This is a genomic window from Clavibacter sepedonicus (genome assembly GCF_000069225.1).
Lineage (GTDB): Bacteria > Actinomycetota > Actinomycetes > Actinomycetales > Microbacteriaceae > Clavibacter > Clavibacter sepedonicus.
Window position 1 is genome coordinate 623,881 of the sequence record NC_010407.1, and the last position, 15,663, is coordinate 639,543.

At 72.8% G+C, this 15,663-nt stretch carries 11 protein-coding genes; 4 read left to right on the forward strand and 7 right to left on the reverse strand.

All coding sequences use genetic code 11. The features are described from left to right. Window positions 1–79 precede the first annotated feature (79 nt). On the reverse strand, window positions 80–1,393 hold the full coding sequence (locus CMS_RS02975) for an MFS transporter (protein WP_012298032.1): 1,314 nt from the start codon (window positions 1,391–1,393) through the stop codon (window positions 80–82). Between the two features lie 77 nt (window positions 1,394–1,470). Between CMS_RS02975 and purU the strand changes: the two genes are divergently transcribed. Continuing rightward, window positions 1,471–2,343: a formyltetrahydrofolate deformylase gene (gene purU, locus CMS_RS02980; RefSeq protein ID WP_041464346.1), complete on the forward strand. Its 873-nt coding sequence runs from the start codon at window positions 1,471–1,473 to the stop codon at window positions 2,341–2,343. Window positions 2,344–2,445: 102 nt separating this feature from the next. Here the strand turns inward: purU and CMS_RS02985 are convergent, their stop codons facing one another. The 3 genes from CMS_RS02985 to CMS_RS02995 all read right to left on the reverse strand — a co-directional run bounded on the left by CMS_RS02985 (window position 2,446) and on the right by CMS_RS02995 (window position 11,433). Further along, window positions 2,446–6,063, reverse strand: coding sequence for a S8 family serine peptidase (locus CMS_RS02985; RefSeq protein WP_012298034.1), 3,618 nt, complete (start codon window positions 6,061–6,063; stop codon window positions 2,446–2,448). Window positions 6,064–6,373: 310 nt separating this feature from the next. Further along, a complete protein-coding gene (locus CMS_RS18130) occupies window positions 6,374–9,973 on the reverse strand; it encodes a S8 family serine peptidase (RefSeq protein WP_012298035.1) in 3,600 nt (1,199 codons plus the stop codon). Window positions 9,974–10,218: 245 nt separating this feature from the next. Continuing rightward, a complete protein-coding gene (locus tag CMS_RS02995; protein WP_012298036.1) occupies window positions 10,219–11,433 on the reverse strand; it encodes an NADP-dependent isocitrate dehydrogenase in 1,215 nt (404 codons plus the stop codon). 223 nt (window positions 11,434–11,656) lie between these two features. Between CMS_RS02995 and CMS_RS03000 the strand changes: the two genes are divergently transcribed. Continuing rightward, window positions 11,657–12,109, forward strand: a complete 453-nt coding sequence (locus CMS_RS03000) for a GNAT family N-acetyltransferase (protein WP_012298037.1) — start codon at window positions 11,657–11,659, stop codon at window positions 12,107–12,109. A gap of 10 nt (window positions 12,110–12,119) precedes the next feature. Here the strand turns inward: CMS_RS03000 and CMS_RS16480 are convergent, their stop codons facing one another. Beyond that, window positions 12,120–13,082, reverse strand: coding sequence for an IS481-like element IS1121 family transposase (locus CMS_RS16480; RefSeq protein WP_012296866.1), 963 nt, complete (start codon window positions 13,080–13,082; stop codon window positions 12,120–12,122). Window positions 13,083–13,250: 168 nt separating this feature from the next. Between CMS_RS16480 and CMS_RS03010 the strand changes: the two genes are divergently transcribed. Next, window positions 13,251–13,700: a PTS sugar transporter subunit IIA gene (locus CMS_RS03010; RefSeq protein WP_012298038.1), complete on the forward strand. Its 450-nt coding sequence runs from the start codon at window positions 13,251–13,253 to the stop codon at window positions 13,698–13,700. Then, a complete protein-coding gene (locus CMS_RS03015; protein ID WP_012298039.1) occupies window positions 13,697–13,969 on the forward strand; it encodes a PTS sugar transporter subunit IIB in 273 nt (90 codons plus the stop codon). Before CMS_RS03010 ends, CMS_RS03015 begins: the two co-directional genes overlap by 4 nt. On the opposite strand, the gene CMS_RS03020 is transcribed toward CMS_RS03015, so the two are convergent. Next, window positions 13,918–14,961, reverse strand: coding sequence for a hypothetical protein (locus CMS_RS03020; RefSeq protein WP_012298040.1), 1,044 nt, complete (start codon window positions 14,959–14,961; stop codon window positions 13,918–13,920). The genes CMS_RS03015 and CMS_RS03020 overlap by 52 nt on opposite strands. Continuing rightward, window positions 14,958–15,614: a MerR family transcriptional regulator gene (locus CMS_RS03025; RefSeq protein ID WP_012298041.1), complete on the reverse strand. Its 657-nt coding sequence runs from the start codon at window positions 15,612–15,614 to the stop codon at window positions 14,958–14,960. Before CMS_RS03025 ends, CMS_RS03020 begins: the two co-directional genes overlap by 4 nt. Between the last annotated feature and the right edge of the window lie 49 nt (window positions 15,615–15,663).

A 15,663-nucleotide genomic window follows, 5' to 3' on the forward strand; every position in this document is an offset into this window, starting at 1 on the left:
GCACCCCGGTGCGACTGGGGACTCCGACGGCCTCCCGCAGGCTCGAGGCACCCCGATGTGACTGGGGACGCGTCGGCGGTCAGCCGGCGGCGCGCGCGGAGGCGGCGCGGGCGCGGACGGCCCGGCCCGCGGATCCCACGACGAGCACGACCGACACCGCCATCACCGCGAGGAACGCCCCCGGCAGCGACGCGATGCCGAGCCCGTCGAGCAGCGCGCCGCCCACGAGCGCCCCGCCGCCGATGCCGACGTTGAACGCCGTCGTGTAGAAGGAGCTGGCCGTGTCGCGGAACGACGGGTGCGCGGCGTGCAGCATGCGCGTCTGGAGCAGGGTCGGGATGGCGCCGAACGCCAGGCCCCAGAGCAGGAAGCCGGGGATCGCGACCGCCCAGAGCCCCGGGACCAGCGCGAGCGAGCTGACCCCGAGCGCCGCCGCCGCGAGGCCCGCCAGGACGCCGAGCTGCGGGCGGCTCGAGAACAGGGTGCCCGCGAGGAGCAGCCCGACCGCGCCGGCGATCCCGTAGCCGAAGAGCATGGCGCTGAGCTGCTGCTCGGGGATCCCCATCACGCGCGTGACGAACGGGTCGACGTACGTGTAGAAGCCGTACTGGCCGATCATGATGACCATCGCCGTGAGGCACACGAACAGCACGCCGCCGAGACCCTGCCCGGCCATGCGCTGCCGGAACCCGACGCGGCCGGTCGCCGACGCGGCCGCGGGCGCCTCCCGCTCGGGCCGCCCGACCGCCGGCAGGAACCGCCACACCAGCACGATCCCCAGGAGCGTGAGCACGCCGATCCCCGCGAACGCCGCCCGCCAGCCGAACGCCTGCCCGGCCGCGGTGCCGACCGGCACGCCGAGCACGAACGCGAGGCTGCCGCCGCCGACCGTGAGCGCGACCGCCCGGCCGATGAGCGCGGGCGGGACGAGGTGCGCCGAGTATGCGCCGACGACCGCCCAGAACAGGCCGTGCGCGAGGCCACCGAGCACGCGCGTCGCGGTGACGAGCTCGAAGGTGGGCGCGAGCGCGGTGAGGAGGTTGCTCGTCGCGAAGACCGCGAGCACCGCGAGCAGCAGCGCGTGCCGCGGGACCCGGCGGGTGAGGGCCGCGAGCGGCGCGCTGGAGACGACCACCGCGACCGCGAACACGGAGACGAGGAGGCCGACGCGCGACTCCTCGACGCCGAGGTCGCCGCTCATCTCGCTGAGGAGGCCGGTGGGCAGCATCTCGCTCGTGACGCTGAGGAACACGCACGCGGCGAGCGTGAGGATCCCGACCCAGGGAAAGCGGAACGACGGGTCGACGCCGGGCGGCGGACGGCGACGCCCGGAGCGCTCCGAGCGCTCGGCGCGCTCGAGGTCGGGCAGGAAGATGGGGGAGGTGTTCGTCATGTGGACCTGAGGGACGTGACGGCGGGAGGGCTCCCGGGGCCGGCGGGATCCGCGCAGCCAGGCAATAGCCTAGACGGATGACCGATCAGGCCACCCCCGCGCGACCGCCGCACCGCGTCCTCGTCTTCTCCTGCGACGACCGCCCGGGCATCGTGCACGCCATCGCGGGCGCGATCGTCGAGGCGGGCGGCGACATCACCGAGTCGCAGCAGTTCTCGAGCGCCGACACGGGCCGGTTCTTCATGCGCCTGCAGATCCAGAGCGCGGCCGACGACGACCGGCTGGCCGACGTGCTGGCCGCCGTGGTCGAGCGGTACGACGCGACCTGGCACCTCGACGAGGTGGGCCGGCCGCTGCGCACGCTCGTGCTGGGATCCACCGCCGAGCACTGCGTCAACGACCTGCTGTTTCGGCAGCGCGCGGGCCAGCTGCCCGTCGAGATCCCGCTCGTGCTCAGCAACCACGGGAAGCTCGCCGACCTTGCGGGCTTCTACGGCGTGCCGTTCGAGCACGTGCCCGTCACCGACGAGGCCTCGAAGCAGGCGTTCGAGGAGCGCGTGATCCGCGCGGTCGAGGAGCACGACATCGAGCTGGTGGTGCTCGCGCGCTACATGCAGATCCTCTCCCCCGGGCTGTGCGCCCGGCTCAGCGGTCGGATCATCAACATCCACCACTCCTTCCTCCCCGGCTTCAAGGGCGCGAACCCCTACAAGCAGGCGCACGCGCGCGGCGTGAAGCTCATCGGCGCGACCGCGCACTTCGTCACGAGCGACCTCGACGAGGGCCCGATCGTGGAGCAGAACGTCGTGCGGGTCGACCACTCGCGCAGCGCCCGCGAGCTCATGGCCATCGGGCAGGACGAGGAGTCGCGCACCCTCACGCAGGCCGTCCGCTGGTTCGCGGAGCACCGCGTGCTGCTCGACGGCGCGCGGACGATCATCTTCCGCTGACGCGGGCGGCACGGGCGGCGCGGGCGGCGCCGGACACGCCACGAGGGGGCGGGCGCCTCGCGGCACCCGCCCCCTCGGCGGTCACTCCGGGTCAGCCGCGGATCAGCGGCTCACGTAGAGGTACTTCGGCGCGCTGGTCTTCGCCGCGTTCGCCGTGTCGCCCGCGTACGTCGCGGTGACCGCGTAGCGGCCCTTCGCGTACGACGGCAGCTCGACGCGGCCGGTGCCGGATGCATCCAGCGCGACCTCGTACGAGTCCGACCCCACCTTGACCGTGACGGTGCCCGTGGGTGCCGCCTTCGCGGTGCTGTCGACCTTGACCGTGACGACGGCCTTCTGCGCGCTCGTCAGCACGGGCGGCTTGACGCTCACCGTCACGGTGCTGGCCAGCTTGATCACGACGGCCTCGCTGGTCGCGGTCCCCGAGGGTCCCGTCGCCGGCTTCGCCGTCACGACGACCGTGATCGACTTGCCCGCGACCGACGGCGAGACCTTGTAGGTCGCGCGCGTCTGGCCGGCGAGCGCCTTGCCGTCCGCGTACCACTGGTACGAGTACTTGAGGCCCTCCTGGTCCCACGTGCCGGGCGTCGCCGTGAGCGTCTGGCCCGCGACGGGCGTGCCGGAGATCACGGGCGGCGCGGTCGCCGTCGGCGCCGGGATCGCACCCGACTCGATGCGCACGTACGTCGACGACTCGGTGCCGGAGTAGGCGACCCGACCGAGGTAGGCGGTCTCAGGCGCGAGCCCGCTCCACGAGGCCGTGTAGGTGACCGGTCGGCTCTGCACCGCGTCGAGCGGGTTCGGGGACACCGTGAAGGCGCCCTCGTCCGTCGACTCGGACAGGTCGAACTGCGTGAGGGTGAAGTCCTGCGTCTTCTGCCCCGCGGGCACCGAGAAGACCGATACGACCACGACGTAGTCACCGGCCTCCGGGGTCTCGATGGTCACGGACTCGTCGGCGGACTCGGTCGCCGAGTCGAACTGCTCGACCGGCTTCCCGCCCTCGAGGCGGAACACCGAGAGGTCGAGGTCCGCCTTGTCGTCGGCCGAGTCGAGGTCGATCCGGGTCGCGATCTGGCCGGCGGGCACGGTGGTCGCGTACTGCAGCTCCGCCTTCGCCGGCCCCGTACCCGAGATGGGCGGCGACGCGTCGTCCGGGTTGGCGTACACGCGGCCGGCGGTCAGGCCCTCCGCGGTCAGCGCGATCGGCCCGGTGGTGCCGGGCGTGACCGTCACGTCGACGGATCCCCTGATCCCCTTCCCCTGCACCTCGTCCGGCGCGGCGATGGAGACCGGGTTCACCGCGATCGGGCTGCGCACCGTGGTGCCGCCGTCCGTCCAGGTGAGGGATCCGGTGGCGTACGCGTCGATGTCCGCCGTGGTGCGCGTGAACGACACCTCGTACGACTTCGTCTGGCCCGCCTCCGTGAACTCGAGCGTCTTCGGGGTCACCTCGGCGCTGACGCCCGCGAGGCCCTGCACGCTCGCCGTGTAGGTGCCGGCGCGCGTGGAGGTGACCTCGCGCGTCACGGTCTCGGAGCCCGTGAGGGCGCCGATGGCGATGCTCGCCAGGTTGAGCTCCGACGGGTCGACCGGGTCGATGCCCGAGGCGTACCCGGTGGCCGCGAGGTACGCGAGCCAGTCGGCGCGGTCGTTCAGGTACAGCAGGCCCGGGTCGAGGTACCGGCGCGCGTCGACGTGGCCGGCGCCCTGGGTGAAGGGATCCGTGACCTTGCCGCCGTCCTCGTCCAGCGTGTCGTAGGCGGTGGTCATCATCGCCGACTTGATCTCGGCGGGCGTCGCCTTCGGGTGCTCGCCGAGGTACAGGAGCGCGAGGCTGGCGACGTGCGGGGCCGCCATCGACGTGCCGGAGAGGAGCGCGAGGGTCGGCTCCTCGCCCTCGGCGTTGTTCGTCGCCGCGATGATCGAGACGCCGGGCGCCGTGACGTCGGGCTTCAGGATGTCGCTGCCGTCCGCGAGCACCGGGCCGCGCGAGCTGAAGCCCGCGACCTGGGGCGTCGGGGCGGAGACGCCCGTCGTGTTGTCGGGCACCAGCGTGACGGTCGCGCCGGGCGTCGCCGCGTAGGCGGAGACGGCCGCGTAGACGTCCGCGTCGAGGTGGACGGTCGGCACGGAGTGCGTGTCGGCGTCGATCGAGTTCGGCGTCGGGTTGACGAGCACCATGCCGATGCCGCCCGCGCGCTCGACCTCGGCCGACTTCGCGACCCGGTCGATCGTGCCGCGCTCGCACAGGACGATCTTCCCCGCGGTCTTCGCGGGGTCGAGCACGCCGGGCCCGCAGAGGGCCGGCGTGGTGGCGCCGGCCACGGCGACGGACGCCGCTGTGACGAAGTCGCCCGTGACCGGCTCGGTGACCGTGATGGACGAGCCCGCGAAGGCCTGCCCGTCGCCGAGCTTCGCGGTGGCCTCGAAGTTGCCCGCGACCGTGCTCGCGGCGACCGTGGTGATCCACGGCGACGCGTTGTCGAGCGTGGAGGCGCCGGGGCCGGAGTTGCCCGCGGAGGCGGAGACGAAGATGCCCGCGCTGGCCGCGCCGAGGAACGCCCTGTCGGTCGCGGAGAACGTGGTCGCCGCCGAGCCGCCGCCGATGGAGTAGTTGATGACGTCGACGCCGTCCGCCGTCGCCTGCTCGATGGCGGCGATGAGGTCGGCACCCGCGCAGCCGTCGTCCGTCTTCACGGCCGGGTCGGGACCGGACCAGCAGACCTTGTAGGCCGCGATCTTGGAGGCGGGCGCGACACCCGAGATCTCCCCGAGGTCCTTGCCGTCGATGGTCGCCGTCACGCCGGCCTCGCCGGCGGCCGTGGATGCGGTGTGCGATCCGTGCCCCTCGCCGTCGCGCGGGGAGTCGTACTCGCCCGTCGCCGCGGTGCCGATGTTCTCCTGGCCGAAGCCCGTCACGTAGTAGCGCGCGCCCACGATCTTCGTGGAGCAGTCGGCCGCCGTGAACTGCTCGCCGGTCTGGCACGTGCCCCGGAAGGTGGTGCCGTCGCCCTTGGCGTACGCGATCGCGGATCCGTCGCGGTACGGCTCGGCGCCCGCGGTCGTGCCGAGCGGCTCGCCCACGAAGGCGGGGTTCTCGGGCGCGATGCCCGTGTCGATGACGCCGATGACGGCGCCCTCGCCCGCCTCCTCCTGGCCGCCCGTCTTCGCCCACACGCCGTCGGGGCCCGTGAGCCCGAGGAAGTCGGCCGCGGGGGTGGACGTGGGGTGGTAGAGCCGTTCGGGCTCGACGGAGGCGACCGCCCGGTCGCCGGAGAGCTTCGACGCCTGCTCGGCCGTGAGGTCGGCGGAGAAGCCGTTGACCGTGAGGGAGTAGGAGTACTCGATGTCGGCGCCGACGCTGGCGGCCACATCCTCCTGCCGATCCTCGAGGTAGTCGGTGTACGCGACGACCGGGCCGGCCTTCGCGTCGAGCTGGGCGCCCGAGCGGGCCTCGGTCGCGGGGAGCCCGTCGACGCCGCCCCGGTAGGTCGCGGCGGCGTCGTCCGCGAGGGTCACGATGTAGCGGCCGTCCTCGAGCGCCGATGCGGGCGTCGCGACGGTCGGGGCCGGGGCCGCCATGGCCCCTGCTGCTCCGAACGTGACGAGGCCGGCGGCGACGAGGGCGGTGGCGGCGACGGAGGCCGTCGCCCTGCGCAGGGATGGTGCGCGGTCGGACTCCGGGCGGAGCCGGGGAGAGCGTGGGATCACGAACACGTCCTTCGAATGGGTACGAGTGGTCCGCGCGCACCCCTTGCGACACGCGCGAATCCTCAACATACCCCGGGTATTCGCCCTGAGACCGGTCGGTTGTTACCGCCGTGTAACAGTTGCCGCTGGCGGTACGAGTCCCGCAGTGACGGCGATCCGGACCCGACCGAGCACCGCCGACCCCGCGGCGCCATCACCTGCCGCACGGCCGCCTTCCAGGCTCCACCGCCCCCTCCCGTATAGGGAGCACGTGCCGCACGCACGACGGAGGGCGGGTGCCGTCCGGAACCCGCCCTCCGCTCGCCTCGCGCGACGATCAGCGTACGAGGATCCTCTGCGCGCGGCTCGTGCCCCCGCCGACGAGGTTGTCGCCCACGTAGGAGGCCTGCACCGTGCGGGTGCCCGGGGCGACGCCCGTGATGTCCGCGCAGCCCGTGCCGGAGCCGTCGAGGGGCACATCGTGCTCCGCGCCGTCCACGGTCACCCGCACCACCCCGGTGGCCGCCTGCTTCGCGGCCGACGTCACCGACACCTGCACGTGCACGGTGCCGCTCGCCGTGCCCCGCGGTCGCGTCGCCTGCAGGTGCACCGTCGCCGCGTCACGTGCCGTGACGGTCGGGCTCGTGGCGACGCCCGTCTGCCCGTCGGATGCAGTGGCCGTCACCCGGACGGCGAGCGCCGTGCCCGCCACCGCGGAGGTCACGCGGAACGTGGATCCCGTCGCCCCGGCGATCGGCGTGCCGTTCGACAGCCACTGCGTGGCGAGCGTCACGCCCTGCGGCGCCCACGCGCCCGTCGACGCCGTGAGCGTCCGCCCGACGTCCGGCGTGCCGGTGATGGCGGGAGCCGTGGTCGCGGTGGGAGCCGCGGAGGCCGCGGGAGTGGAGACGTCCACGATCGTGGTCGCGGCGGTCCCGCCGTAGCTCACGAGCCCGACGTACGAGTTGCCGGCCGCGAGACCCGACCAGGAGGCCGTGTACGTGGCCTTCTTCCCCGCGGTGACGGGGAGCTGGGCCGGCGAGACCTGGAAGGATCCCTCCCCGCCCGTGCCCTGCACGTCGTACCGCGTGAGGTCGTAGCCGACGCTCGTCGCCGAGCCGGCGAGCGTCGACGCCTGCACGGTGACGATGTACTTGCCTGCCTCCGGCGCCGGCACGACGATGCGCTCCGACAGCGAGGACGTCTGCTGCAGGCTGATGAGCTTCCGGTCGTCATCGTCCTTGCCCACCTTCTCGAGCGCCAGCAGGAAGTCGGATGCCCCGTCGACCGGTGCCACGTCGAGGACCAGCGCCTCCTCACCCGCCTTCACCGTGATCTCGGCCCCGTCGGCGTCGGTGGCGGTGACGCTGCCGGAGTGGCCGGGGTGGCCGGAGTCTCCGTCGCTCAGCAGCTCGCCGCGCGCGGCCCCGGCGGTCGTGAGCGGGATCCGGCCGGTGATGCCCGCGTCGACCGACACGTCGACCTTCCCGCTCGTGCCGGTGCCGTCGACAGAGGCCGGGGCGACGACCGCGGTGGGCCGCACCGCGATGGGGCTGCGGACGGTGCCGGCGGATCCGGTCCACGTGAGCGAACCGGTCGACCACGCGTCGGACGGCGCACCGCGCTTCGCGGTGATGCGCACCTGGAAGGACTTCGTCTGGCCCGGAGCCGTGAACGTCAGGCGCGCGGGCGTGACCTTCACGTCAGCCTGGGGCACGCCCTGCACGGACGCCGTCCACGTGCCCGCGGTCAGCGACGTCACGGTGCGCGTGACGGTCGTGGATCCGAGGAGCTTCCCCACGCCGATGCTCGGCAGGTTCAGCTGGGACGGGGCCACCGGCGCCACCGGGTTCGGCAATTCGAGGCCCGTGGCTGCGGCGTAGGCGGCCCAGTCCTTCGCGCCGCTGGGGTAGAAGAGGCCGGGCTGCAGGAACCGGTCCGGCGCGATCTGCCCCGCTCCCTGGGCGAACGGATCCGTGGCGGGCTCGCCCTTCGCATCGACCGTGTCGGTCGCGGTCGTCATGAGCGCCGACTTGACCTCGGCCGGCGACGCCTTCGGGTGGACGCCGAGGTAGACGAGTGCGAATCCGGCGATGTGCGGCGAGGCCATGGACGTTCCCGAATCCGCGGCGAAGTCGGGCTTACCGCCCTTGTCGCTGACCGCGGCGAGGATCCCCACGCCCGGAGCAGTGATGTCGGGCTTGATGGTGTCGCCGCCGTCGACCGCCTCCGCAGCACCACGGGAGCTGAAGCCCGCGACCTGGGGCGCGGGTCGGGTGACGCCCGTCGTGTTGCCGTTCGTGAGGGTCGCCGTGGCACCGGCCTTCGCCGCGTAGTCGACGATCGTCTGCCGGGAGTCGACATCGAGGTGCACCGTCGGGACGGAGTGCGCGTCGAGGTCCTCGGAGTCCGGCTTCACGTTCGTGAGGACCATGCCGATGCCACCCGCGCGCTCCACCTCGGCGCTCTTGTCGATGCGGGCCGACACACCGCGGTCGCACTGCACGATGCGGCCGCGCACCTTGTCCGGATCCAGCGTCCCGTCCCCGCACAGCTCGGGGGACGCGGCTCCCGCCACCCCGGAATCCGCCGCGCGCACGAGCGGGCCCGACACGGTCGATCCCACGGTCACGGACGCGCCGCTGAAGCTCGCGCCGTCGCCGAGAGTGACCGTCCCGGAGTAGTTGTCCGGGACGCTGCTGGCCGCGACGGTGGTGATCCACGGCTCCGTGTTCGAGACCGTCCCGGCATCGGGGCCGCTGTTGCCGCCTGCCGCCGCGACGAAGATGCCGGCGTCCGCGGCGCCGAGCAGGGCGCGCTGGAACGTGTCCTCCGCCTTCCCCGCGCCACCGAGCGACATGTTGATCACGTCGACGCCGTCGGACGTGGCCTGCTCGATCCCGGCGACGATGTCCGACGTCGCGCAGCCGTCGTCGGTCTCCACCTCCGGGTCGGGCCCGCTCCAGCACACCTTGTAGGCCGCGATCCTCGCCGCGGGGGCGATGCCGGCGATGGCTTCCTGGACCGCGCCCGTGGTCGCCGTCACGCCCGCGTCGCCCGCGGCCGTGCTCGTGGTGTGGCTCCCGTGTCCAGCGGTGTCGAGCGGGGAGACCTTCTCCTGCGGCCCGATCGGGCTTCCCGTCGCGGCCCAGCCGGCCTCGAAGGCGCGCGCGCCCACGATCTTGGTGGAGCAGTCGTCGGCGGTGAACCCGTCGCCCGTCTGGCACGTCCCGTGGAAGACGGTGCCGTCGCCCTTGCGGAAGTCGATGCGGGATCCGTCGAGGTACGGATCCGCCCCGGGCGTGGAGCCGAGCGGCTTCCCCGCGAAGGAGGGGTTGTCCGGGGCGATGCCGGTGTCGAGGACGCCGATCACCGTGCCCTTGCCGGCCGCGTCGACTCCGCCCGCCTTCGACCAGAGGCCGTGGTCGCCCTCGAGCCCGAGGAAGCGCGAATCCGGCGTGGACGTGGTGTGGAGGGCCTGGTCGGGCTCCACGCTCAGCACGTCGCGATCGTGGCTGAGCTCCTGGACCTGCGCAGCCGTCAGCTTGGCCGAGAAGCCGTTCACGGTGAGGGAGTACCGGTTGGTCGGCGTGACGCCCGCCGCGTCCGCGGCCGAGTCCTGACGCTGGGTGAGGTGGTCGGAGTAGCGCTGCACGGCGTCCGACTGCGCGTCGAGCCGCGCGCCCGGCTCGACCCGCGTGGGGGCCAGCCCGTCGAGGGTGCCGTCGTACGCGGAGGCGGGCTGATCCCGCAGTGTCACGAGGTAGTTGCCGTCCCCGGCGCCGACGGGGACGGCCGCGGTCGGAGTGTCGGCCGCGCTGGCCGTCGTGGTGCCGGCCGCGACGAGCGCGAACGCGAGGGCGCAGGCCGCGAGCGGACGGCCCGCGCGCAGGCGCCGCCTCCGGTCCGGCATGAGCGGGTCTCGATGGATGGGCATGGCTGTTCCCCCCTGTCGCCGGCATCGACCGGCTCGTGGATCCGCGGAGCCCGAGACGCGCGGTGCGCGTGAGCCCCCGTCGCGGAGTCGCGTCGTCGACGCGATGGGGAGAACCGTAGGGAGGAACCGACGGCGCGCGTCGGCCCCCTGCACACGTGAGGCTCACGGGAGCATGCGAGAGCCCCGCCCCGGAACGGGGGCGGGGCCCTCCGGCGTGCGGCGGCGTCGGATCGACGCCCGCGGGATCAGGCCAGGCGCGTCTGCAGGTTCTCCGCCAGCGACGCGAGGAACTCCTCGGTCGTCTGGTACGGCTGATCCGGGCCGACGAGGAGCGCGAGGTCCTTCGTCATCTTGCCGCTCTCGACCGTCGTGATGACGACGTCCTCGAGGGTGTCCGCGAACGTCTTCAGCGCGTCGTTGCCGTCGAGCTTGGCGCGGTGCGCGAGGCCCCGGGTCCAGGCGTAGATCGACGCGATGGGGTTCGTCGAGGTGGGCTTGCCCTGCTGGTGCTGGCGGTAGTGGCGCGTGACGGTCCCGTGCGCGGCCTCCGCCTCGACGACCTTGCCGTCGGGCGTGGTGAGCACGCTGGTCATGAGGCCGAGCGAGCCGAAGCCCTGCGCGACGGTGTCGGACTGGACGTCGCCGTCGTAGTTCTTGCAGGCCCAGACGTAGCCGCCCTCCCACTTGAGCGAGGCGGCGACCATGTCGTCGATGAGGCGGTGCTCGTAGGTGAGGCCCGCAGCGGCGAACTGCTCCGCGTACTCGGCCTCGAAGACCTCCTGGAACAGGTCCTTGAAGCGGCCGTCGTAGGCCTTGAGGATCGTGTTCTTGGTGGAGAGGTAGACCGGGTAGTTGCGGGCGAGGCCGTAGGACAGCGAGGCGCGCGCGAAGTCGCGGATCGAGTCGTCGAGGTTGTACATGCCCATCGCGACGCCGGATCCGGGGCTCTGGAACACCTCGAACTGCTGCGGCTCGGAGCCGTCCTTGGGCGTGAAGGTCATCGTGAGCGTGCCCTCGCCCTCGAAGCGGAAGTCGGTGGCGCGGTACTGGTCGCCGAACGCGTGGCGGCCGACGATGATCGGCTTGTTCCAGCCGGGCACGAGGCGCGGGATGTTGCTGATGATGATGGGCTCGCGGAAGATCGTGCCGCCCAGGATGTTGCGGATGGTGCCGTTCGGCGAGCGCCACATCTTCTTCAGGCCGAACTCCTCGACGCGCGCCTCGTCGGGCGTGATCGTGGCGCACTTGACGCCGACGCCGTGCTTCTTGATGGCGTTCGCCGCGTCGATCGTGATCTGGTCGTCGGTCTCGTCGCGCTTCTCGATGCCCAGGTCGTAGTACTCGAGGTCGATGTCGAGGTACGGGTGGATGAGCGTGTCCTTGATGGACTGCCAGATGATGCGCGTCATCTCGTCGCCGTCGAGCTCGACGACGGTCCCCTCTACCTTGATCTTCTCCACGAAGTCCTCCTCATGCTCGTCGGTCGCCTCCGTGCGCGTCTCCGTCGGCGCGCGCCGGGTCCGGCTCGTCGCCGGTGGATCCGTGGGCCAGCCTACCCGGCGGCCCCTGTCTCTCGACATCGAGACATCGGCGGGTCCGGCCCCGCTCCGCGCTCCCGACGCCGCCCCGGCGCGCGGCCCGCGGCACCTGGTCCGACGGAGGCCCGCCCGATACCCTGTGGCCATGAGCGACATGACACTCGAAGAGCTGAGCGCCCGGACGATCGTGGCGGCCAACACGCTGACGCTCAAGCCGGGGCAGGAGGCCTTCGTCGCCCCCGTGTCACACTCCATCGCCGAGGCCTACGTCAACCCCACCACCGCGTGGCCGAGGGTGGTCATGGAGGACGGCGAGGTCGTCGGCTTCATCATGGGCAACTTCGATCCCGAGGCCCACGAGGAGATCTTCCGCAGCTGCATCTGGCGCATCAACGTCGACGCCGACGCGCAGGGCCACGGCGTCGGCCGGTTCGCGGTCCTCGCGCTCGCGGACGAGGCGCGCTCGCGCGGCTTCGACCGGCTCACCGTCGTGTGGGAACCCGGTGAGGACGGCCCCGAGGAGTTCTTCACCCACGTCGGCTTCGAGGTCATCGGCGAGACGCAGTACGGCGAGGCCATCGGCGCGCTGGCGCTCTAGCTGTACTGGGTCATGACGTTGGTGACACTCGGGCCGCGGGCGTGAGCCCGTGGCTTGAGTGGATTCGTTCAGTGTTGTAGTGCTCGATGAAGGGGTCAAGCGCGTCGGCGCGGTGTTGGTTGCTGGTGAAGGGTTGCCGGTAGGCCCACTCGGTCGCGAGGGTCCGGTTGAAGCGCTCGACCTTGCCGTTCTGCCAGGGGCAGTGCGGGCGGATGAACTTCTGCCGCGCGCCCAGGTCCTGGACGGCGTTCTTGAACGCGGTCGAGTGCCGGTAGGCGAACGCGTTGTCCGTGATGACCCGCTCGATCCGGGTGATCCCGCGCCCGGCGAAGTACGCCGCTGCGCGGGTCAGGAACCCGGCCGCGGTCGCGCCTTTCTCATCGGGATGGATCTCCGCGTAGGCGAGACGGGTGTGGTCATCGACCGCGGCATGGACGTAATCGAACCCGATCCCGCGGCCGCGGACCTGCTCGCTGCGCCCGTGGACCCGCCAGCCGCCTCCGTCCGGGATCCTCCCGAGCTTCTTCACGTCCACGTGGATCAGATCACCCGGATGCTCGTGCTCATACCGGTGCGCCGTTGACCGGGATGCCCGGATCACGGCCCCGGTGACGGGGTCCAACCATGCCAACGGCGGCGCCCCGTGCCGGCGCAGGATGCGGGAGATCGTACGGGATGGAACACCTGTCACCGGCGCCAGCCGCGCAGGACCCGCCCGCAACTGGGCCCGCGCTTCCAGCACGGCCCGTTCCCGCTCCGGGCTCGTTCGCCTCGGTACTGACCGGGGCCGCGATGACCGATCCGTCAGCCCTCGCAGCCCCTCGGCACGGAACCGGTTCACCCATCGATGCGCGCACTGCCGCGACACCCCCAGCTCCCGCGCGACGTGCGCGACCGGCCGACGATCCTCCACCACCCGCCGCACGAGGAGAACCCTCCCGTGAACCGTCAGACGAGCATTACCGTGGGACATCGAGGCCTCCTGGCGATGGTTGAACTGAACAGCTCCATCAAGCCAGGAGGCCTCTTCACACGCCCCGAAGTGTCACCAACGTCACGGCCGAGTACATCTAGCGCCGGCCCGCCACGGCCTCGCGTCCCCACGATCCATCCGCTCGCTTCGACAGAGAGACCGCACCCCGTGCTCCCACCGCTCCCGGACGACGCCGTCACCCTCGGTGCCGAGGCCGCCGACTGGCGTGCCGCCGTGCGCCTCGTGGGCGACGCGCTCGTCCGCTCGGGCGCGGCCACCCCGGAGTACGGGGACGCGATGATCCGCGTGGTCGAGGAGTTCGGCGCCTACGTCGTCATCGCCCCGGGTCTCGCGCTCGCGCACGCCCGGCCGGGGCCGGAGACGCTCGCGGACGGCCTCGCGGTCGTCACCCTCACGGATCCGGTGGCGTTCGGGCACGCGCACAACGATCCCGTCGACGTCATCGTCGGCCTCGCGGTCACCACGGTCGACCGGCACGTCTCCTCGGTCGCCGACATGGCCAACATCTTCAACGACGCCACCGCCATCCCGCGGCTGCGCGCCGCCACCACCGTCGACGAGGTCCGGCGCATCATGGCCGGCGAGGAGGGCGCATGAAGGTCGTCGCGATCTGCGGCGTGGGGATCGGCACGTCCGGCATCCTCAAGGTCAACGCCGAGCGGGCGCTCGCGCGCCTCGGCATCGAGGCGGACGTGACCGCGGCCGACCTCGCGAGCGTCGCCTCCCTCGGCGAGGACGCGCAGGTGATCCTCACGTCCCCGGAGCTCGTGGACCGGCTCGGGCCCACGTACGCCGACGTCGTCGTGATCGAGAACTACTTCGACCTCGAGGAGATCTCGGCCAAGCTCGACGCCGCGCTCGGCTGAGCGGTCGGCGCCGGTGCATCCGCGCCGTGCCCGTGCGGCTCGTGGGGGTGATCCGTGTTCGGAGCGGTGGTCGCCGGCCGCCCGCCGCCGCGCAGCACCACCGCGACGGCCGCGACGAGGGATGCCGCCGCCACCGCGACGGCGGCCGTCGCGATCATGGGGGAGGGTTCCGTGACGGGCTCGCCGCGGAGCGCCTGCACGGTGACGATCGCGATCACCGCCAGGTACGCGACCGCCGCGATCGCCGTGAGCCGCACGCGCACGCGGTCGGGTGCGAGCGCGGGGATTCGGCGGCCCGCCGCGCCGACGAGGAGGGCGGCGACGGGCAGCAGCTGCAGCGCGTGCATGCCGACGAAGTGCGGGATCCGCAGGTCGCCCGCGGTCGTGCTCCAGCCGAGCACGGGGATCCCGGGTCCGCCGTCGGCCGAGCCGACCGCGTGCGCGCCGACCACGCCGTGGAAGTCGGCGAGCTGAGCCGCGGTCGGCGACGTCATCAGGTAGGCGAGCCCGATGCCGACGAGCGCGATGAGGGCCCCCGCGCGGATCCCGAGGGTGAGCGCCTTGTCGGGGAGCCGGAGCCGCAGCACGGTGAGGCTCGTGACGAACGTGCAGAGGTAGAGCACGGTGACCGACGCGGCCATCACAGCCCACAGCGCCGTCGCGAGCGGCGTCGAGACGTTGAAGTGGCTCGTCGTCCCAGCCGCCGCCGCGCCCACGATCACCGCCTGCTCCACGACGAGCGCGACGGCCACGACCGTGCCGAGCCGATGGGCCGTGCGCCGGAAGCGGGGGAGGCGCGCGATCAGCCAGGCCCAGGAGACCGCGTAGACGAGGATCGACAGCGAGAACTTGGCGGGCTTGTCCCAGACGGGCGCGCCCGTCACGACGCGGTGGCCGACCAGGCCGCCCACGAGGCACGCCGCCGCGACCACGACCATGAGCGCCGCGACCGCCATGAGCGGGCGGTGCCAGCCGAAGGCCCGCCGGATCACGATGCGCCGCCCGCCGCGGCCTGCGCGGTCATGGAGACCGTCGCCTGCGAGATCCGCCGCAGCCCCGCCGCCAGCTGGTCGCCCAGCACCGTGCCGACCACCATGAGCTCCGCCATGGCCGTGCGGTCGGGGCGGCCCCGCACCGCCGCGAGGTCGGCCTCGGCCTGGATCGATGCGGCTTCCGCGTAGCGCGCGAGGTAGTCGTCGCCGAGGGGGTGGCCCGAGCGCGCGAACGCGTCGACGGCGCGCGCCGCCTGCGTGCGGCCGGCGTGCCCCTCGAGGACGCACCAGCCGGCGTCCGCGGTGGCGGCGTCGACGCGGGCGAGGGCGTCGGCGGGCGGCGCATCCGCGGTGGCCGGACCGGGCGTCAGCGCGTCCTGCGCCACGGTGAAGACCTCCTGCACGCGACGGCCGTCGTCGTCGAGCACGGCCAGCACCTCCCGCGCGCGGGCGACGGGCAGCCGTCCTACGTCGATGAGGGCGCGGATCAGCCGGACGCGGCGCGCGTGCTCGTCGTCGTAGTCGGTGCGGTTGTCGCTCACGCGCGTGCCCGCGGGGAGCAGGCCCTCGCGGACGTAGTACTTGACGGTCGCGGGGGCCACGCCCGTGGCCTCGGCCAGCTCGGTGATGCGGATGCGGCGAGGGTAGCGCACTGATAGTGCCGCTACCAGTGGCGGCCGCTCGGACGCCGCGGGCCGGCTG